Annotated in this window: 18 protein-coding genes and 2 tRNA genes; 5 read left to right on the plus strand and 15 right to left on the minus strand. The window is 63.9% G+C overall.

What is annotated here, in order from left to right; all coding sequences use genetic code 11:
- Positions 1-2: 2 nt before the first annotated feature.
- A complete protein-coding gene (thiL, locus tag QRN59_RS22115) occupies positions 3-1,016 on the minus strand; it encodes a thiamine-phosphate kinase (protein ID WP_284984593.1) in 1,014 nt (337 codons plus the stop codon).
- Positions 1,017-1,100: 84 nt separating this feature from the next.
- Between thiL and QRN59_RS22120 the strand changes: the two genes are divergently transcribed.
- On the plus strand, positions 1,101-1,616 hold the full coding sequence (locus tag QRN59_RS22120; protein WP_284751143.1) for a DUF3515 family protein: 516 nt from the start codon (positions 1,101-1,103) through the stop codon (positions 1,614-1,616).
- A 41-nt stretch (positions 1,617-1,657) separates the two neighbouring features.
- On the opposite strand, the gene QRN59_RS22125 is transcribed toward QRN59_RS22120, so the two are convergent.
- From QRN59_RS22125 to leuC, 6 genes are all read right to left on the minus strand, one after another.
- Positions 1,658-2,806, minus strand: coding sequence for a D-alanine--D-alanine ligase family protein (locus tag QRN59_RS22125; RefSeq protein ID WP_284984619.1), 1,149 nt, complete (start codon positions 2,804-2,806; stop codon positions 1,658-1,660).
- Positions 2,807-2,823: 17 nt separating this feature from the next.
- Positions 2,824-3,876, minus strand: a complete 1,053-nt coding sequence (locus tag QRN59_RS22130) for an NAD(P)H-dependent glycerol-3-phosphate dehydrogenase (protein WP_284984594.1) — start codon at positions 3,874-3,876, stop codon at positions 2,824-2,826.
- Positions 3,873-4,649, minus strand: a complete 777-nt coding sequence (locus tag QRN59_RS22135; protein ID WP_284984595.1) for a lysophospholipid acyltransferase family protein — start codon at positions 4,647-4,649, stop codon at positions 3,873-3,875. Before QRN59_RS22135 ends, QRN59_RS22130 begins: the two co-directional genes overlap by 4 nt.
- A gap of 11 nt (positions 4,650-4,660) precedes the next feature.
- Entirely contained in the window at positions 4,661-5,986 is a 1,326-nt protein-coding gene (murA, locus tag QRN59_RS22140) for a UDP-N-acetylglucosamine 1-carboxyvinyltransferase (RefSeq protein ID WP_059387657.1), read from the minus strand.
- Positions 5,987-6,438: 452 nt separating this feature from the next.
- Positions 6,439-7,041: a 3-isopropylmalate dehydratase small subunit gene (gene leuD / locus QRN59_RS22145; RefSeq protein ID WP_078108589.1), complete on the minus strand. Its 603-nt coding sequence runs from the start codon at positions 7,039-7,041 to the stop codon at positions 6,439-6,441.
- 10 nt (positions 7,042-7,051) lie between these two features.
- A complete protein-coding gene (gene leuC / locus QRN59_RS22150) occupies positions 7,052-8,506 on the minus strand; it encodes a 3-isopropylmalate dehydratase large subunit (protein ID WP_284984596.1) in 1,455 nt (484 codons plus the stop codon).
- Positions 8,507-8,618: 112 nt separating this feature from the next.
- On the opposite strand from leuC, the gene QRN59_RS22155 reads away from it, so the two are divergent.
- Together QRN59_RS22155 and QRN59_RS22160 are read left to right on the plus strand one after the other, a co-directional pair.
- A complete protein-coding gene (locus tag QRN59_RS22155; RefSeq protein ID WP_028264661.1) occupies positions 8,619-9,338 on the plus strand; it encodes an IclR family transcriptional regulator in 720 nt (239 codons plus the stop codon).
- Positions 9,339-9,406: 68 nt separating this feature from the next.
- Complete coding sequence (locus tag QRN59_RS22160; protein ID WP_284984597.1) at positions 9,407-9,973, plus strand: DUF1697 domain-containing protein; 567 nt, start codon at positions 9,407-9,409, stop codon at positions 9,971-9,973.
- A gap of 442 nt (positions 9,974-10,415) precedes the next feature.
- On the opposite strand, the gene QRN59_RS22165 is transcribed toward QRN59_RS22160, so the two are convergent.
- Positions 10,416-10,488, minus strand: a tRNA-Glu gene (locus tag QRN59_RS22165).
- A gap of 175 nt (positions 10,489-10,663) precedes the next feature.
- Positions 10,664-10,735: transfer RNA gene (locus QRN59_RS22170), tRNA-Gln, on the minus strand.
- Positions 10,736-11,078: 343 nt separating this feature from the next.
- On the opposite strand from QRN59_RS22170, the gene QRN59_RS22175 reads away from it, so the two are divergent.
- Positions 11,079-12,542 (plus strand): hypothetical protein, encoded by a 1,464-nt coding sequence (locus QRN59_RS22175; RefSeq protein WP_284984598.1) that lies wholly within the window; start codon positions 11,079-11,081, stop codon positions 12,540-12,542.
- An 11-nt stretch (positions 12,543-12,553) separates the two neighbouring features.
- Here QRN59_RS22175 and QRN59_RS22180 read toward each other — a convergent pair whose 3' ends face one another.
- The 4 genes from QRN59_RS22180 to QRN59_RS22195 all read right to left on the minus strand — a co-directional run bounded on the left by QRN59_RS22180 (position 12,554) and on the right by QRN59_RS22195 (position 16,495).
- Complete coding sequence (locus QRN59_RS22180; RefSeq protein WP_284984599.1) at positions 12,554-13,267, minus strand: HAD family hydrolase; 714 nt, start codon at positions 13,265-13,267, stop codon at positions 12,554-12,556.
- A gap of 12 nt (positions 13,268-13,279) precedes the next feature.
- Positions 13,280-14,794, minus strand: coding sequence for a glutamate--tRNA ligase (gltX, locus tag QRN59_RS22185; RefSeq protein ID WP_284984600.1), 1,515 nt, complete (start codon positions 14,792-14,794; stop codon positions 13,280-13,282).
- Between the two features lie 86 nt (positions 14,795-14,880).
- Positions 14,881-15,657 carry a fumarylacetoacetate hydrolase family protein gene (locus QRN59_RS22190; protein ID WP_241707477.1) on the minus strand — a complete coding sequence of 259 codons (777 nt, stop codon included), beginning with the start codon at positions 15,655-15,657 and terminating at the stop codon, positions 14,881-14,883.
- 55 nt (positions 15,658-15,712) lie between these two features.
- On the minus strand, positions 15,713-16,495 hold the full coding sequence (locus QRN59_RS22195; protein ID WP_284984601.1) for an MBL fold metallo-hydrolase: 783 nt from the start codon (positions 16,493-16,495) through the stop codon (positions 15,713-15,715).
- Positions 16,496-16,645: 150 nt separating this feature from the next.
- Between QRN59_RS22195 and QRN59_RS22200 the strand changes: the two genes are divergently transcribed.
- A complete protein-coding gene (locus QRN59_RS22200; RefSeq protein WP_284984602.1) occupies positions 16,646-17,386 on the plus strand; it encodes an SGNH/GDSL hydrolase family protein in 741 nt (246 codons plus the stop codon).
- Positions 17,387-17,445: 59 nt separating this feature from the next.
- On the opposite strand, the gene QRN59_RS22205 is transcribed toward QRN59_RS22200, so the two are convergent.
- Together QRN59_RS22205 and QRN59_RS22210 are read right to left on the minus strand one after the other, a co-directional pair.
- Positions 17,446-18,558: a branched-chain amino acid aminotransferase gene (locus QRN59_RS22205; RefSeq protein WP_284984603.1), complete on the minus strand. Its 1,113-nt coding sequence runs from the start codon at positions 18,556-18,558 to the stop codon at positions 17,446-17,448.
- A 135-nt stretch (positions 18,559-18,693) separates the two neighbouring features.
- Positions 18,694-19,758 (minus strand): 3-isopropylmalate dehydrogenase, encoded by a 1,065-nt coding sequence (locus tag QRN59_RS22210; protein ID WP_502871102.1) that lies wholly within the window; start codon positions 19,756-19,758, stop codon positions 18,694-18,696.
- Positions 19,759-19,777 lie beyond the last annotated feature (19 nt).

Here is a 19,777-nt window from a genome sequence, read left to right on the forward strand (position 1 = left end):
TCTTAGTCTGCAAAGTGATCCCATCCCACGGTGTCAGCGGGCATTCCCGCTATCCGGACGCCGCTGTGCTGTCCTTCGGCAACGGCCTGGATCGAGCCTATCGCAGTGAAGCCGGAAGGTAGCTGAACATTTGCTGGAAATGTCGCCAGCAGGCCATGGTCCTCTCCGCCCGCCAGGATCCAGTTCATGGGATCAAGGCCGAGGGGGGCCGAGGCGGCTTCCAAGGGAACGGCGAGGGTCTTGAGCGCGACGGGGTCGAGGTCGAGTGCGACGCCACTGGCTTCGGCGAGGCGGGCGCCGTCGCGCAAGAGACCGTCGGAGACGTCCATCATGGCCGTTGCCCCTGCCCTGGCACCCTGCGGTCCTAAGGCAAGAGGCGGCTGCGGACGGCACTGGCTGTCCATGAGTCCGCGCTGGGCAGCGCTCAGCTTGCCTACGGGTATGGTGCTCTCGAGCAGGGCCAGGCCGGCTGCGGCGCGTCCAACAGTTCCGGCAAGGGCCAAGATGTCTCCCGGACTGGCCCCGGAGCGCAAGACAGCAGGGCGCCCGCGCATTGTCCCGACGACGGCGACGGTCACCGCGATTTCGCGGCCACGACCGAGGTCTCCCCCGGCAACTGAACAATCAGCAGCCCCCAAGCCGACGATGCCGGCCGTCAGGCCATCCGCGAAGTCCTCAACCCACTGCACCGGAGTGCCGGGCGGCATGGTCAAGCTGACGACGAGGGACACTGCGGTACCACCCATCGCGTTGATGTCACTGAGATTCTGCGCGGCCGATTTCCAGCCGACGTCATAGCCCGTAGTCCGGTATCCGTTGTTCCATTCCAGGCGGAAGTCCTGGTCCTGGGTCTGGGTGTCGATGGAAATAAGGGTCCGGCCATCCGGGGCGGCGACGACGGCGGCGTCGTCCCCCGGCCCGAGCAGCACGCTGCTGCTGTGGTTCAGGCGCGGAAAGATGCGCGCGAGGAGCTCGCCTTCGGAGAGCTCGCCGACAGTCTGTTGTTCTATGGACACAGCTCTACGCTATCGCGAACCGCCGACAACAAAGGGCCGTCCCTTGGCGCCAGGGGCTTGCCGCAGCCGCGATAGGCTTGATCAATGCAACAAACGAAAGCCGCTGTGTACGTCCGCGCCCTCTGTTCCTTGACAGCCGCGGCGGTTTCGGTCCTTACCCTTGCAGCCTGCTCTCCCGTCGTCGACGTCAAGCCGGCGGCTGATGCCGCAAATGCCGCCTGCGCACCCATGATGGTGTCGCTCCCGGACACCATCGGAGACGCCGCCCTGCGGAAGACCAACAGCCAGGCCACGGCGGCATGGGGCGATCCGTCTGTGTTGATCCTGCGTTGCGGCGTCAACGTGCCCGGCCCCACCACGGACCGTTGCGTCACCGTCAACGACGTCGACTGGGTCATCAAGGAAGGCGACCCGGTATGGACCCTGACCACGTATGGGCGCGAGCCCGCCACTGAAATCCTCATGGACCCGAACAAGATCAGTTCCGCCACGGTCCTTGCGGATCTGGCACCTGCCGCGGCGAAAATCAAGGCCGTTCGCAAGTGCATCGGTCAGCCGGAGCTGCTGCAGAACCTGCCCACGAGCACCCCTGGCAAGTAGCAAACGTGGCAGCCCAGGCCGGTTGTCAGCACAGTCTTGTATCAGCGCAGTCCGGTCTTCCGGTTGAGCGCCAGGTAGATGAGTTCGTCGATCAACTCGGCATAGCCCAACCCGGAAGCCGCCCACATTTGCGGGTACATGCTCTTCGGGGTGAATCCGGGCATGGTGTTGATCTCGTTGATAATGAGTTCGCCGTCCGGAGTGTAGAAAAAGTCCACGCGGCTGAGGCCTTCGGCACCCACGGCATCGAACGCAGCCGCAGCGAGCTCACGGACCCGCGCAATGGCCTCGTTAGGAATATCGGCCGGGCAGCTGAGGGCGGCGGCGCCGTCCTCCACATATTTGGCGTTGAAGTCGTAGAAATCGTGTTCGCCTGGAGCGACGGCGATTTCCCCCGGCATGGAGGTTCGCGGGGCCGCAGTACCACGTCCTTCGAGGACGGCGCACTCTATTTCGCGGCCAACAATGCCGGCCTCGATCACCAGCTTGAGGTCGTGCCGCCGTGCTTCTTCGATGGCGGGGTCCAGATCATCCATCGAATCCACTTTGGAAATTCCCATTGAGGAACCGGCGCGGGCGGGCTTCACGAAGACCGGAAAGCCGAGGCGGTCCACGCGCTTGCGCACGGCTTCTGCGTCGTTGATCCATTCACGATCAGTGACGGCGACATACGGTCCCACAGTAAGTCCGGCGGCCTCGAAAACGACCTTCATGAAATGCTTGTCCATGCCGACGGCGGATGCGAGGACTCCGGCTCCCACGTAGCGGGTGTCCGAGAGCTCCAAGAGACCCTGGACAGTGCCGTCTTCGCCCCAAGGGCCGTGGAGGAGCGGAAACACGACATCCACGGAGCCCAGTTCCTCGGGCACCGCGTTCGGTGCCGTGACGATCAATTGGTGGGCTCCGCCCACTTCAGCGAGGGTTACGGTCTTTCCCGAAGGCAGGACCTCAGGCAAGGCCGAGGCGCTTAGGGACCACTGGCTGATGTCAGCGGAGGGGATCACCCACTGCCCCGACTTGGCTATCCCGATGGGGACGACGTCGTACTTGCTCTTGTCGATAGCGCCCATGACGCCGGCCGCAGTCACACAGCTGACGGCGTGCTCGCTGGATCGGCCGCCAAAGAGTACGGCGACGCGAGGCCGCCGATGTTCGGCCAGCTTCGCGGACTCGGCAGTTCCGGCAGACAGGGATTCTTCGGTCACAGTCAGTAATCGCCTTCGGACTTCAGGGAGCGGGCCAGGAGTCTGGGCCCAAGTTCATCAACGGACAGTTTGCCTTCGAGGACGGCTACCACTGCCGCGGTAATCGGCATGTCGACACCGAGTTTTCCGGCTAGTTCGTAGACAGCGTACCCGGATTTGATGCCTTCCGCCGTCTGCGTCATACGCTCGGTGACCTGATCCAGGGTCAAACCTTCGCCGAGCAATCGCCCCGCCGTGTGGTTTCGGGACAAAGGCGAAGAGCAGGTAGCCACGAGGTCCCCCAGCCCGGCAAGACCTGCCATCGTGCGCGCTTCGCCACCCAGGGCAAGGGCCAGCCGCGAGGTCTCCGCGAGCCCGCGCGTGATCACCGAGGCCTTCGTGTTGTCGCCCATTTGCTTGCCTTCGCAGATACCGACGGCAAGGGCGATCACGTTTTTCACGATGCCCCCGATTTCGACGCCGACCACGTCGTTGCTCGTGTAGGGGCGGAAGTACGGTGCGGTGCAGTAGAGGGCGAACGATGCAGCCGTAGCTTCGTCGCTGCAGGCCACCACGGAAGCCGTCGGTTCCTGGCGCGCGATCTCCATTGCCAGGTTGGGTCCCGAAACAACGGCGACCCGTTCATGCGGAATGTCGAGTTCCTCGGAAATGACCTGGCTCATGCGGGAATCCGTACCGAGTTCAAGGCCCTTCATGAGCGAAACGACCACGGCACCAGGGGCCACCAGTGGTTTCCATTTGCGCAGTTGAAGCCGAAGCGACTGCGCAGGCACGGCCAGAATGACGATTCCGGCGCCCGAAAGGACTTCGGCCACATCTGTTGAGGCCGTGATGGAATTGGGCAGCGCAATGTCCTTCAAGTACTGGGGATTGCGGTGCTCCGCATTGATCTGGGCAACCACTTCGTCCCGCCGGCCCCAAATGCGGATACTTCGCTCCGCACCGCTGGCAATTGCAGCATCAGCCAGGACCTTTGCGAACGTCGTCCCCCAGGATCCAGCGCCAAGCACGGCGACAACGCCCGTGTCGGCTATGAGTTCTTCCCCGGAGGTCATTTCTGTCCGTCCGTGCCATCGATGCCCAGAGTTCCTTCAGTCGCTTGGAAGCGACCGTGCTTCGACTGGTTGTGGGCAGCCGGGTCCCAGCGTTCCTTCGGCGGTTCTTCGCCCCGCAAGGTAGCAAGAAGCTCCGTGATGGCAACCATGATGACGTCCGTAGCCTCAACCAGGGTAGCCCGGTCCAGCGGCCGGCCCTGGAAAGCGCTGAGATCCACGGGATCGCCTACCAGGATGCGGGAGGTCCTCCGCGGGAAGACGTGCAGGCGTTTGGCGTAGCGGGGGAACACCTCATGGGCACCCCAATGGGCAATGGGAACCACGGGGGCCCCGGTCTGTATTGCCAGGCGCGCGGCTCCCGTGTGGCCCTTCATCGGCCACAAATCCGGATCGCGCGTCAGGGTGCCCTCCGGATAGATGATGATGGCGCCGCCGGCATCCACTACTTCCTGGGCGGCTTGCAACGAGCGGTTCGCCCCCGTCGTCGAGCGCTCCACCGGAATCTGGTTGGTGGCGCGCAACAGGCTACCCAGGACGGGGGCCTTGAAGAGGCCCGCTTTCGCGAGGAAATGCGGTGGACGCTTCATGTTGTAGAGCATGTGCCCCACGACGATGGGGTCGATCTCGGTGCAGTGGTTCGGGGCTGCGATGAAGCCACCCGCGGGGAGCTTTTCGGTCCCTTCCCACTTCTTTGCCATGAGGATGTTCATGAGCGGTCGCGCAACTCCCGCAAGAACAGCGAACATGGCACGGCTCTGGGCCGATTCCTTCAAGGTGTCCCCCGTTACTTGGATTCGGTGAGGTCGAAATCGGCGCCCAGCCCGGCGAGCTTTTCAGTGAAGCGCTCGTAGCCGCGGTTGATGATGTCGATCCCGGTCACCCTGGACGTGCCGGTCGCGGCGAGCGCCGCAATAAGGTGGCTGAATCCGCCACGGAGGTCGGGAATGTCGATGTCGGTGCCCCTCAGCGGAGTGGGTCCTGAGACGACGGCGGAATGCAGGAAATTGCGCTGGCCGAAGCGGCATGGCACACTCCCAAGGCATTCGCGGTGGACCTGGATGGTTGCGCCCATGCGGGTCAGGGCGTCGGTGAAGCCGAAACGGTTTTCGTACACGGTTTCGTGCACAATCGATACGCCTTCAGCCTGGGTCAAGGCGACCACAAGGGGCTGTTGCCAATCGGTCATGAAGCCCGGGTGCACATCCGTTTCAAGGACGAGCGGGCTCAGCTTTCCGCCAGGGTGGTAGAAACGGATCCCGTCCTCGCGGATATCCATGCCGCCGCCCACCTTGCGATAGGTGTTGAGGAAAGTCATCATGTCCCGCTGGGAAGCACCCTCCACGAAGATGTCCCCGCGGGTAACCAGCGCAGCGGAAGCCCACGACGCCGACTCATTGCGGTCTGCCAGTGCGCGGTGGTCGTAGCCACCCAGGTCACGAACACCTTCGATCCGGATGGTTCGATCGGTCTGGACGCTGATGATGGCACCCATCTTCTGCAGAACAGCGATGAGGTCGATAATTTCCGGCTCAGTGGCGGCACCGCTGAGTTCGGTGATGCCCTCGGCGCGCGTGGCACTCAGCAGGACTTGTTCCGTTGCTCCCACCGACGGGTACGGGAGTGAGATCTTGGCGCCGTGGAGACCCTTGGGAGCGGAAATGTGGATGCCGCCCGGGCGCTTTTCGACGACGGCTCCAAACTGGCGGAGCACGTTCAAGTGGTAATCGATCGGCCGGTCGCCGATCTTGCAGCCGCCGAGATCGGGGATGAATGCTTCGCCGATGGCATGGATCAGCGGACCGCACAGCAGGATCGGGATGCGGGAGTCCCCGGCATGGGCGTCGATCGCCGTACTGGACGCCGTCTTCGCGTTCTTGGGATCCAGGGTGAGATCACCCGTGACGGGATCCTTCTGAACAGTCACGCCGTGGAGCTGCAACAGGCTGGTGACGACCTCCACGTCCTTGATTTCCGGGACGTTCCGCAGCACCGAGGGTTCGTTGCCGAGGAGGGAAGCCACCATGGCCTTGGGAACAAGGTTCTTGGCACCTCTGACGGTGACGCGGCCGGTCAAAGGGACGCCGCCGCGGATTGTCAGAACACTACTCATCTATACCGGTTTCCTCACGAGTTGATGCCCCCACACTTACGAAGGCTCAAGCTAAGCATAAAAGCTGACGTTACCGATTCGAAATGGCGGGGCGTGGCGAAGGCGGGTTTGCTGGTGCAGTTGGTGACGCGAGTTCGCATTACTTGGCGCCTTCGTTCACGTTTTCGCCGGGCTTTTCCACATACGACGACGGCGGGCTGGCCACAGCACGCTGGGCCCCTAAGGCTGGAGGCATGCTACCTTTCCGGCCCGATCCATGGGTGACCCCTTCCAACCCCAACGACGACGATGGAGGGAGCGAAAGAGTTTGCCGAACTCTTGTTGACGCTGCACAACGCCGGGATCAGGCCATGAACACATCCCTTGAAACGCGTCACGCACACGAAAAGGACCGGTGCACCCGTTCCTTCGGGTGCACCGGCCCTTTAAAGGTGCAGAAGCTAGGTTTCCGGCTACTGAATTCGCGCCGGCAGGGTTTTCGGCTTGAAGGAAGGCCTCGTGGCCTCGTAGGCCGTGATGTCTTCCTCGTGCTGGAGTGTCAGCCCGATGTCGTCCAGGCCCTCCAGCAGGCGCCACCGCGTGTAGTCATCGATCTCGAAGGGTGCAACGACATTTCCGCACTCGACGGTCTTGGACACGAGGTCCACCTTGACTTCGGTGCCGGGCGCGTTTTCGAGCACTTTCCAGATGAGCTCGATGTCATCCTGGGCAAGCTCGGCTGCCAGGAGCCCTTGCTTTCCCGAGTTGCCGCGGAAAATATCCGCGAACCGGGAGGAGAGTACGGCTTTGAACCCGTAGTCCTTCAGTGCCCAGACGGCGTGCTCGCGGGATGAGCCGGTGCCGAAATCGGGTCCCGCCACAAGCACGGAGCCGGCGTTGAAGGGTTCCTGGTTCAGGATGAAGGACGGGTCCTTGCGCCACGCTGAGAACAGCGCGTCTTCGAAACCGGTACGGGTGATCCGCTTCAAGTAGACCGCTGGAATGATCTGGTCCGTGTCCACATTGCTCTGGCGCAGCGGGACACCGATGCCGGTGTGGGTGGTGAACTTTTCCATGGGGATCCTCCTAGGCGGCGTCGGTGGTGGTGGATGCGGACACTGAGGCGGGCTCCAGGTCCGAAGGCGAGCTCAGCGTCCCGCGTACTGCGGTGGCTGCAGCTACCACCGGCGAAACCAAGTGCGTGCGGCCGCCCTTGCCCTGGCGCCCCTCGAAGTTGCGGTTCGAGGTGGATGCGCAGCGCTCCCCCGGTTCCAGCTGGTCCGGATTCATGCCCAGGCACATGGAGCAGCCGGCAAAGCGCCATTCAGCGCCGAATTCTTTGAACACCTTGTCCAGGCCCTCTGCTTCGGCTTCAAGGCGGACGCGTGCCGAGCCGGGGACCACGAGCATCCGGACCTTGGGATCCTTTTCCCGCCCGCGGATGACATCGGCGGCGGCGCGGAGGTCCTCGATGCGGGAGTTGGTGCAGGATCCGAGGAAGACCGTGTCCACCCGGATGTCCTTCATGGGCGTGCCGGCTTCGAGGCCCATGTACTGCAGCGCGCGCTCGGCCGCCAGCTTGGCGTTCTCGTCACCGAAGTCGCCGGGGAACGGTACCGCTTCGTTGAGCGAAATGCCCTGTCCCGGGTTGGTCCCCCAGGTCACGAACGGCTCCAAGGTATCGGCGTCGAGGTCCACCTCGACATCGAAAGTGGCGTCATGGTCGGTGTGCAGCGTGTTCCAGTATTCGACGGCGGCATCCCACTCCTCGCCCTGCGGGGCGTGCGGGCGGCCGTACATGTAGTCGTAGGTCGTCTGGTCCGGAGCCACCAAGCCAGCGCGGGCACCGGCTTCGATGGACATGTTGCAGATGGTCATGCGGGCATCCATGGAGAGCGCCCGGATGGCCGAGCCACGGTACTCCAGCACGTAGCCCTGGCCGCCGCCTGTGCCGATCTTGGCGATGACTGCAAGAATGATGTCCTTCGCCGAGACGCCAGGGCGCAGGGTGCCTTCGACGTTGATGGCCATGGTCTTGAATGGCTTGAGGGACAGCGTCTGGGTGGCCATGACATGTTCCACCTCGGAGGTGCCGATGCCCATGGCGAGCGCCCCGAAGGCGCCGTGGGTCGAGGTGTGGGAATCGCCACAGACTACCGTCATGCCGGGCTGGGTGAGGCCCAGCTGCGGGCCGACAACGTGCACAATGCCTTGTTCGGCGTCGCCAAGCGAGTGCAGGCGGACTCCGAACTCCTTGCAGTTGTTGCGCAGGGTCTGGATCTGCGTGCGGCTGGTCAGATCGGCGATCGGCTTGTCAATGTCCAGCGTCGGCGTGTTGTGGTCTTCCGTGGCGATGGTGAGGTCGGGGCGGCGCAGAGGGCGTCCGGCCAGGCGCAAGCCCTCAAAGGCCTGCGGTGAGGTCACCTCATGCACGAGGTGCAGGTCGATGAACAGAAGGTCGGGCTGGGCGTTGGCTCCTTCGCCTTCGCCCTTGCGCACCACGTGCGCATCCCAAACTTTCTCGGCCAGTGTTTTTCCCACGGCCTGCTCCCTTCACTGCGGTTGGCTTGACTACTTCCACTGAACATCAGCGATCCGAACTTCGCCAGTGAAACAACTTGCATCTCAGATATTGAGACGGCAATATCATTACATGGACAATTCTAGTGGAGTCGGCGTCATCGATAAAGCGGCCCAGGTGCTCGACGCGCTTGAGGCGGGGCCAACCACCTTGGCTCAACTTGTGGCAGCAACAGGCCTGGCCCGCCCCACCGTGCACCGGCTGGCGCTGGCACTCGTCCACCACCGCCTTGTGAGCCGTGACATCCAAGGCCGCTTTGTCCTCGGCAGCCGCCTTGTTGAGCTTGCTTCGGCGGCCGGCGAAGACCGGCTCATCGCTTCTGCGGGCCCGGTCTTGATCCAGTTGCGCGATGCCACCGGAGAGAGCGCTCAAATCTTCCGGCGCCAGGGCGACTGGCGTGTCTGCGTCGCCTCGGCCGAACGCCCCATCGGCCTGCGCGACACCATTCCCGTGGGCACCCAGCTTTCCATGAAGGCCGGCTCCGCCGCCCAGATCCTGCTGGCGTGGGAAGACCACGACCGCCTCCTGGACGGACTCCAGAATGCCCGGTTCACGCCAACCGTCCTGGCAGGAGTACGACGCCGGGGCTGGGCCCAGAGCCTCGGCGAACGCGAGCCTGGGGTCGCCTCAGTTTCCGCACCCGTGCGCGGCCCTTCCGGCCGGGTCATTGCTGCGGTGTCCATCTCGGGCCCTATCGAGCGCCTGACCCGCCAGCCGGGACGCCTCCACGCCGAAGTCGTCTGCAACGCCGCCCGGGTACTGACCGAAGCGCTGCGCAAAAACAACGACTAAGCGCATCCCGTTTCCACCTGATTCCCATCTGCGCCCCTCCTGTTGATGGGCGCAGGTAGGGTAGGCGCATGAACAGCTTTGCCGTGTTCCTGCGCGGGATCAACGTGGGCGGGATCAACATCAAGATGGCCGACCTCAAAGCAGCCCTCAAGGCGTACCCTTTCACTGACGTCAAGACCCTGCTGGCCAGTGGCAACGTAGTGCTCCAGAGCGAGCTCGACGCGGCGGGAGTCAAGGAACAGTGCGAAAAGTGCTTGAGGGAAGCATTTGGCTACGACGCCTGGGTGGTGGTCCTGACCGCGGAGCGGGTTGCCCAACTCGTGGAAGCCTGCCCTTATCCGGCCGACGACAAAACCACGCACAGCTACATCACCCTCGCCTCCGACGCGGCCATGTTGGACGAACTCTTCGACGCCGGCACAGCCCTCGGCACCCGGGAGCAGGGTGGTGTCGAGCAAGTCCGGCTGGGCCCCGAGGCCTCGGCGTGGCTCGCCCCGGCGGGAGGCACCCTGGACAGCCCCTTCAGCAAGCTCTCCGCAAAGGCCCGCTACAAGGCGAGCACGACCACCCGGAACCTGCGCACGCTCATCAAGGTCAGGGACGCCGCAGAGGCCCTTCAGAAGGACAGCGCCTAGCGGCTTAAGGCGGGCACCCGGGCCTGCTCCGTGTGTTTGTTGGGGCCAAGGCCTCCCATCCTCTTCCCGCCCTCCGCGCTCCAATTCGAATGATCGGGCAATCTTCAACATTAACCACGCCGTCCTGACCTTCTTTGGTCGGGGAAAGCGCTTGCGGCACGGCGAGTCGCGTCATACCGGAGGCTTAACTCGTCAAACAAGGTCAGGACGGGCGGCCCCAGGCGACCCAGACCTCCCCGGAAGGCCATTGCGTGGCGGATGCGTGGGGCCGTTCTCGTCGGCGGCCCGCCCGTCCCGTTCTCCCCGCTTTTGAGCCCCGTCATTTGGGGGCTTTCGGTCGGCAAACAAGGTCAGCACGGTACGGCGAACGAGGGTTCTGGGGCCCGTACTCGAGGCAAAGAAAAATCCCCCGGAACCTATTGGTTCCGGGGGATTCATTTTGTGACCCCAGCGGGATTCGAACCCGCGTTACCGCCGTGAGAGGGCAGCGTACTAGGCCGCTATACGATGGGGCCTTGCACTTTTCAACTACAGCGCACCATTCAACAACAGCACTCTGAATTACTACAGTTTCGAATACCGCTTCCGGCATTCAAGCTGAATGAGTATTTCATACATTCAGCATTGTTTCAAATCGGCGAACCGCTTTGAAACTCCGAATTCCCGCATAATGATGCGGATTATTCAGAGCTGGGATACCAGGACTCGAACCTAGAATGACGGTACCAGAAACCGTAGTGTTGCCAATTACACCATATCCCATTGGCACTTTTAGGCCGGATTCGATGGCGTAAACCTTCGCTCCGTGCCCCTCAGCACGAGTAATTACTTTACCCGAGACTTTCGATGCACACAAATCGAGCGCGCAGGCCCGCGCCCGCCCCGGCGCCGACCCTCAGCGATCCGCCGACGTCGATGCCGGCATGAAAAAACCCTTGCAATCGACGGGATCTTAGGTTTACTCTCGGTAAGTTACCAATCGGTAACCAACGCCACGCACTTGTTTCGTGGCGCAACTACAGGTCGATTCGCCTGTTAGCTGCGTCACATGGGGGGATCCCTGACAGCAGCGCCGCTGTCGGGAAGTCATCGAGAGGAATTGCCCATGACACCGAACCCTGCAATTGCCACCAGAACACGAAGCCGTGCCCAGATAATCGCTATTGCCGTACTCGCACTCCTGCTCATCGCGCTCCTCGGCTTCTACACCTTGGTCATTGGGAAGATCGCGGCAGGGTCGGCGCAGCTCAATGACGGCGCAGGTCAGGCATCCGCCGGCGCAGGCCAGCTCAAGGACGGCGCGGCTCGGCTCGCGGGCGGAGCTGCGGAAGCCGGAACAGGAGCGGCCAAGCTCGCGGATGGCGCGTCAAAAGTCCGAAACGGAATCCAAGGCAAGCTGGCTCCGGGAGCCCAGCAGTTGAAGGATGGAGCCGACAAACTCGCTACAGGGGCCGTGAAAATCCAGAATGACGTCAACGCCAAGCTTGCGCCGGGAGTCTACAAGGTGGACGACGGCGCACAGAAGCTCGCGGCCGGTGCCGTGCAGCTTTCCGCGGCCCTGACCCCGACGCCGGGCGGCAACGCTGAAAACAATCTCGGCGACGGCGCCACCCAACTGAACAACGGCGCGAACCAGCTCAACAACGGAGCCGCCCAGCTCGACGCCGGCGCTGCCCAACTCGACGCGGGCGCCGCCAGGCTCGCGGCGGGCACCGATCAGCTCAAAGGTTACCCGGGAGCCGGAGACGATCCCACCAAGGGAACCGGCTCGGCCGCCTTGGCCCAAGGCCTCCAGCAACTCGCCGACGCCGCCAACGGCATCCAGGGCGTGGTGCCCCTGGCAACTCTGAGAGCGCAGATCAATGCGCTCAACGATGGCGCGCATCGCCTTGACGCCGGAGCGTCGCAATTGCGGGCCGGGGCGGGCCAGCTTTCGGCCGGAGCGGCGCAACTGCACGACGGCACCGGACGGCTCGCCGACGGCACCGGGAAGCTCGCGGCGGGGACCGGCAAGCTGACGGCCGGTTTCGCCACTCTCGCCCAGAAGCTCAACAGCCAGGATCCAGCGTCCCCGGGAGTGGTTCTGGGAACCCAAATGCTCGCCGATGGAACCGCGAAGATCCGCGTGGGCATGGACGGCGTACCCGGCGACCCTGAGCATCCGGGCCTCCTCAAGGCGACGGCCAGCATGACGGACGGGACGTCCCGCTTGGCTGCGGGCACGGATTCGTTGATGACGGGAATCAAGGGCAGCCCTGCTGATCCTGCCTCTCCCGGCCTCCTGGATGGTTCCACTGCGCTGGCAGCGGGCGCCTCCAAGTTGTCCGATGGAAATGCCAAACTGGCCGCGGGCTCGGCCCAGTTGTCCACCGGTGCCGACAAACTCGCGGACGGAAATGCGCGAATCGCGGCGGGCACAGCCGAACTGCATCAGGGAGCTGCGGCGGTATCGCCGTCGAGCATGGCCGAAAAGTCGGACACCGGCACGGCGCTCGGACTTGTGGGCGTCCTGGGAGCTGGTTCCGTCGGAACCTTCGTCTTCCTGCGGAAGTTCCGGCTCGGCGCGTAGCTGCGGAAGCCTCAGGCGAGCAGCCGGGTCAAGGAGTCTATTTCCCGGCCGGAAAAGTCGGAGGCGAGCTCGCCGGTGCGGTTCAGCCAGATGCCCAGCAATCCGGCGGCCGTGGCGCCGTCGGCGTCGAGAAGGCGGTTGTCGCCCACAAAAAGGGTCTCGGCCGGGGTGGTGCCCAAGCGACGGACCCCTTCCAGGTAAATGGCAGGGTCCGGCTTGGGCACGCCTACAGTGTCCGTTCCAACAAGGACCGAGACCCGGGCGAGTCCCGCACTGTCAAGCTTGACCCGCTGGTAGTCATGGACGTTGTTGCTCACGGCGCCATAGGGGATGCCCGCGGCGTCCAGTGCATCGAGGACGGGCAGGACATCGCTGAAGGCCCTGACATAACTGGGCTGCAGGCGCGAGTAGTCATTGAGCCACGTGTGGGAGTCCTCGCCTCCCAGTTCCACGCCGAAATGCCCCAGGGCTGCGCGGCCACGCAGGAGGCGCTGCTCGTTGAACGTCAATTCACCGGCGAGGTACCGGTCATAGAAATGCGTGGTTTCGTGCGTGAAGATCCGCCCGAACTTCTCCCACCCGGCCTGGTCCAGGCCGGGCAGGAGGTGTTCGCTCACGTCACGCAGGGCCGTGGTCATGGCGAACTCAAGATCCACCAGGGTGTCGTCGATGTCGAACAGGACACCCCGGACCGTGCCGAATGACTCATGAAGTGCGTTAATCACGGAGTGCCTGAACTAGCCGCGAAATGCGCGCAAGCGGGTGAGCGAGGAATCCTTGCCCAGGATGACCATAGATTCGAACAGCGGCGGCGAGATGCGGCGGCCGGAGATTGCCGTGCGCACGGGGCCGAACGCAAGGCGCGGCTTGATGCCGAGGTCCTCCACCAAGGCCTGCTTGAGCGCTGCCTGGATGCTTTCTGCTGTCCAGTCGGCGAGGGGTTCCAACGCAGCCAACGCGGCGTCCAGCACCTCGCTCAGGTTCTCGGGGAGACCCTTGCGGGCATCGTCGGCGACGTCGATCGCTTCGTCGTTCTTGAACAGGAAGGCGAGCATCTCGGGAGCCTCGCCCAGCAGGGTGATCCGCTCCTGGACCAGGGGTGCTGCCTCGGCAAGGATCTCTTCCTGGCGGGGAGTCAGGATCTCCCCCACGAAGCCGGCGGCACGCAGGTACGGCACAAGCCGCTGACGGAAATCCTCCGGAGTGAGCATGCGCACGTGCGTTCCGTTGATGGCTTCGGCCTTCTTGATATCGAAACGCGCCGGGTTGCCCAGGACGTCGTGGACGTCGAAGTTGGCCACGAGCTGCTCCACGGTGAAGATGTCCTCGTCGGCGCTCAGGGACCAGCCCAGAAGTGACAGGTAGTTGAGCAATCCTTCGCGGATGAAGCCGCGTTCACGGTGCAGGAAGAGGCTGGATTCCGGATCGCGCTTGGAAAGCTTCTTGTTGCCCTGGCCCATGACGTAGGGAAGGTGGCCGAACTCGGGCATGTACTCAGCCACACCGATGGCGTAGAGCGCACGGTACAGGGCGATCTGCCGCGGAGTGGAGCTGAGCAGGTCTTCGCCGCGCAGGACGTGCGTTATACCCATGAGTGCGTCATCAACGGGGTTCACCAGCGTGTAAAGCGGGGCTCCGTTGGCACGAACCACGGCGAAGTCGGGCACGGACCCCGCCTTGAAGGTGATCTCCCCACGCACCAGGTCGTTGAAGGTCAGGTCTTCGTCCGGCATGCGCAGGCGCAACACGGCATTGCGGCCCTCGGCCTTGTACTGGGCGAGCTGCTCCTCGGTAACGTGGCGGTCAAAGCCGTCGTAACCGAGCTTCGGATCGCGGCCGGCGGCGCGGTGCCGAGCTTCAATCTCCTCGGGAGTGGAGTACGACTCATAGATGTGACCGCCGGCCTTGAGCTTGGCGATCACGTCCCGGTACATGTCGCTGCGCTGCGACTGGCGGTACGGTTCGTGCGGCCCGCCGACTTCGACGCCCTCGTCCCAGTCGATGCCGAGCCACTTCAACGCATCAAGCAGTTGGTGGTAGCTTTCCTCGCTGTCGCGGGCCGAGTCGGTATCCTCGATCCGGAAAATCAGTTTGCCACCGGTATGCCGCGCGTAGGCCCAGTTGAAGAGGGCCGTACGGATCAGCCCAACGTGCGGAGTTCCCGTGGGTGAGGGGCAGAACCGGACGCGGACCGGGGTTTCGGCGTTCACGGCAGGAATGGCGGCAGAGTTCGACGCAGCAACAGTAGTCATAATGGTTCCAACTTTACCCCGTGCCGCCGGGCGGAAAGCCCAGTGCCACGTGGCAGAAAGCCACTCGCGAGCGGACCGCCGAACCTCTATCGGCGGACTACCGGGTTGGACAAGCGGCCGATGCCTTCGATCTCGATCTCGTAGCGGTCGCCCTCCTGGACCAGGCCGACACCGGCAGGAGTCCCGGTCATGATGACATCACCCGGAAGCAGGGTGAAAGCCTGCGAAACGATCGACACCAGCTCCCGCACGCTGCGGATCATCTGGTTCGTGCTGCCGTCCTGGCGGAGTTCCCCGTTGAGCCAGCCCTTGATGGCCAGGTCCTCGGGGTCGAGCTCGGTCTCGATCCACGGGCCAAGCGGCGCGGAGGTATCAAATCCCTTGGCGCGTGCCCATTGCAGGTCCGTCTTCTGAACGTCACGGGCCGTAAGGTCGTTGCCGCAGGTGTAGCCGAAAATGACATCATCCACCCGGTCTTCGGGCACATCCTTGCAAATGCGGCCAATGACAACGCAGAGTTCCGCCTCAAAGGAGACCTCCTCCGAGAACTCGGGCAACACGATGGGATCGTTGGGGCCGACGACGGCGGTGTTCGGCTTCAGGAACAGCAGGGGGTGCTGCGGGACCTCATTGCCGAGTTCCCGGGCATGCTCGGCGAAGTTCCGCCCGACGCCGATGACCTTGCTGCGCGGAATGATCGGTGCCAGCAGGCGCACGTCTTCCAGCTTGTGGCGGACCGAGGTCCGCTCGACGCCGTTGAAGAAGGGGTCGCCATGGATGACAGTGATGACTTCACTGCCGGGCTCACCTTCGACGACGCCGTAGACGGGATCAGAATCAACAACAAACCGGGCGATACGCATGGGTTCTAGCGTACCGTCCGCAGGCGGCGACCACGCGCGCCACGGGAGGTGTCCGCTAGCCGCGCAGATAGTCCAATTGCGCCGCCACCGAGGTTTCAGCTGCCCACCGCACGGAAGGATCGACGTCGGGATACACCGCATCGGTGACGGCCTGGACCTCGGCTTGGGCCCCGAGCCGCGCCAGTGCATCGCGGATCTGGTCCAGCCGCATCTCCCTGTGGGCCCGGTACTCGCGGCACACGGCGTCGACGGCCGGCAGCACTGGTCCGTGCGCCGGCAATAGCCTTGCCGGACCAAGGCTTTCGAGTGTGTCCAGGCTGGAAAGGTAGTCCCCCAACCTTCCGTCGGGATAGTCCAGGACGGTCGTTCCCCGTCCCAGGATGGTATCGCCCGTCAGTACCGAGCCATCCGGTCCGTCGCCCGGAAGGTGGAAGCAGACTGAATCCGAAGTATGGCCCGGCGTGGCAAGCACCCGGATCTCAACGCCTGCAGCCTCGATGACCTCGCCACCCCGCAACGGTTCGCCCCCGTGGCAGTGAGCAGGATCCGCCGCGCGGACGGGCGCGCCGGTGAGTTCCCGGAAGCGGGCAGAGGCCGCCGTATGGTCCTTGTGGCGATGGGTGATGAGAACGAGCTCCACAGTTCCCGTGGCGGCCAAGGCCGCGAGGTGCGGTTCGTCGAGCGGCCCGGGATCGACGACGACGACCCCGGCAGCGTCCGGTGCGGCAATGACGTACGAGTTGGTGCCGTCCAGGCTCATCGGACCCGGATTGGGCGCGAGCCGCGAACGCGTGAGCGGGCTGCTGTTCTGGAAAGAGGCGTCTTTGACCGGATTCACTTCTCCATCTTGGCACAAGCCAGCGGCCGGACCCGGGAACGGGAAGCCCTGTTCGGCGAGGCAGGAGGCAAGAGGCAGGCACGGCACACGACGTAGCATGGTGCCAAGGCACTGGGACGGATATATGTGGACGGTTGAGGAGGAGTCGAATTGTTGCGGAGTCACACCCGACGAAGAGAACTTCTGCGGACGACGACGGTGATCGCCACAGTCTGCCTTTCCGTCCTCGCACTCCTCAGCGCCTGTTCCTCCGACACTGGAACCCGGTCCGCCGCGGCCCAGGCCCAGCCCACCGTGGTGATCATCGGAGACTCCCTCAGCACGGGTCACGGCACCTCCCCTGCCGAGGCCTGGCCCAATCTGGTGGAGAACGATCCCGGCTTTCAACAGGTCCAAGCGACCATCGTCAATGCCGCGCATGATGGCAGCGGCTATGTCAGCGTTGGCGAGAACGGATCGACCTTCGGTTCCCAAGTGGACACGGCGGTAACCGACGAGACCCGCTTGGTGTTGTTCTTTGGTTCAGAAAATGACATGGGCACCGCTCCCGGAGAAACCGAGGCTGCGGCCGCCCGGGCTTTCGCCTCAGTCAAGTCCCGTGCTCCCCAAGCCGACATCCTGGTAGTCGGGCCGCCGTCGTACACGAGCACGCCCGAAGCGGAAAGGCTCGATATCCGCGACCAGGACAAAGCCGCTGCCCTGAAAGCCGGCGCCGACTTCGTGGATCCGATCGACCTCGGCTGGATCATGGACGATGCCGCAGAGCTCATTGGTCCCGACGGCGATCACCCGTCCGCGGCAGGCCAGCAGTATCTGCAGGCCAAGATGGAAGCTCTCATCGGAGCGCGGATCCAGCAAGCCAGCCCCGGTAACACCCCGCTCGCTGGTTAAACGGCGACGGCGACCCGCCCACCAAAGTGGGAGGCCGCCGTCGGGCGCTCTACTGAACCTTAGGCCAGGCGGGTGAGCCAGCCGTGCTTGTCCTCGACCGTTCCGGTCTGGATGCCGAGCAACTGCTCGCGGATGGCCATGGTGGTTTCGCCTGCCTTGGCGTCCTCGGAGCCGATGAACTCGGTCTTGTCCTTGAGCACGCCGATCGGGGTGATGACGGCCGCGGTTCCGCAAGCGAAGACCTCGGCGATTTCGCCGGAAGCCACGCCGTCACGCCATTCTGCGAGCGTGATCTTGCGCTCTGAAACCTCGCGGCCCATGTCCTTCGCCACCTGGATGACGGAAGAACGGGTCACGCCTTCAAGGATGGTTCCGGTGAGTGCGGGAGTGGCGAGTGAGCCGTCCTTCATGACGAAGAAGACGTTCATGCCCCCGAGTTCCTCGACGGCGTCGTCGTTGAAGTGGTCCAGGAAGAGGACCTGCTTGCAGCCGTTCTCCTCGGCTTCCATCTGGGCAATCAGGGATGCGGCGTAGTTTCCACCGCACTTGGCCGCACCAGTTCCGCCACGGCCGGCACGCGCGTATTCACGGGAGATCCAGATGGATACCGGCTTGAGTTCGCCGCCGAAGTAATTGCCGGCCGGAGAGGCGATGACCCGGAAGGAAACCTCGCGGGCGGCGCGGACACCCAGGAACGCTTCCGTCGCGATCATGAACGGGCGCAAGTACAGGGCCTCGCCGTCGCCGGACGGAACCCATTCCTTGTCCGCCTGCACGAGTTCGCGGATGGCGCCGAGGAAGTATTCCTCAGGCAGTTCCGGGAGGGCCAGGCGGCGGGCCGACTTGTTCAGGCGCGCGGCGTTGGCCTCGGGACGGAATGTCCACACTGAGCCGTCGGCGTGGCGGTATGCCTTGAGGCCTTCGAAGATCTCCTGGCCGTAGTGCAGCACTGCCGCCGAAGGATCCAGTGAAATCGGTCCGTAGGCCTCGACGCGGGCACTGTGCCAGCCGCCCTTGCCCTCTGTGTCAACGCTGTAGTCGACGATGACGGTGTTGTCGGTGAAGTAGTCGCCAAATCCCGGGTTTGCCAGGATAGCTGCACGCTCCTCAGCAGACTTCGGGGTCTCCGAGAGCTGCTGGCTGAATTCGACGCCGTGGGCAGTCTGAGTCATGTTTCCTCCAGTCGGCTACCAGGCAGAGCGAACCATCTCTTGGAGGATATGGTTCAGCGACGGACCACGGCAGCAGGTAAATAATTCAAGTAAAGCTTACGCCCGGGCACAGACCCTAAAGTGCCAGTGCAGGCCCTAAAGTGCGGCCGCAATCGCGTCGCCGATGGCCGCGGTGCTGCGGCCATCGCCGTTGCGGCTTTCAATGTCGGCGACGACGGCGGCTTCGATCCTGCGGGCAGCGGTCGTGTAGCCGAGGTGGTCCAGTAACAAGGCCGCGGACAGGATGGCCGCGGTGGGATCCGCTTTCTGCTGTCCGGCGATATCCGGGGCGGAACCGTGGACGGGTTCGAACATGGAGGGCGCGGTGCGGTCCATGTTGATGTTGCCTGAGGCTGCCAGTCCGATGCCGCCGGTGATGGCCGCGGCGAGATCGGTGATGATGTCTCCGAAGAGGTTGTCGGTGACGATCACGTCGAAGCGGGAGGGGTCGGTGACCATGAAGATCGTCGCGGCGTCGATGTGCAGGTAGTCGTGGGTGACCTCAGGGAATTCCTCGGCCACGGCCTCAACTGTGCGCTTCCACAAGTGGCCTGCGAAGACCAGGACGTTGTGCTTATGGACGAGGGTCACGTGCTTGCGGGGACGCTCGCTGGCGCGGCGGAAGGCGTCCCGGACGACGCGCTCGACGCCGTGGGCCGTGTTGAGCGACACTTCGGTGGCAACCTCATGCGGGGTCCCGCCGCGCAGCGTACCGCCGTTGCCGACGTACGGACCCTCGGTGCCTTCTCGGACCACGATGAAATCGATGTTTCCGGGGTTGGCCAGCGGGCTGCCCACCGTGCCATAGAGCCGCGACGGGCGCAGGTTCACAAAGTGGTCCAGGCTGAAGCGGAGCTTGAGCAGCATCTCGCGTTCAATGATGCCGGAAGGAATACGCGTGTCTCCCGGTGCGGCACCGACAGCGCCGAACAGGATGGCGTCGCGGGTGCGCAGGTCGGCCAGGACCTCGTCCGGGAGGGTTTCGCCGGTTTCGAGCCAGTGCTGGGCTCCAAGCTTGTATTCGGTCTGCTCCAAGGTGACGCCTTCTTCGGCGACGACCTTTTCCAGGACCTTGAGGGCTTCGGCAATGACTTCGGGGCCAATGCCGTCGCCGGGAATGACAGCCAGGTTGATCGTTGCGGCGGTTTGCGTTGCGCTCATTCTTTCAGACTGCCAATGC

It is taken from the genome of Arthrobacter sp. efr-133-TYG-118 (assembly GCF_030209755.1).
Taxonomy (GTDB): Bacteria; Actinomycetota; Actinomycetes; order Actinomycetales; family Micrococcaceae; genus Arthrobacter.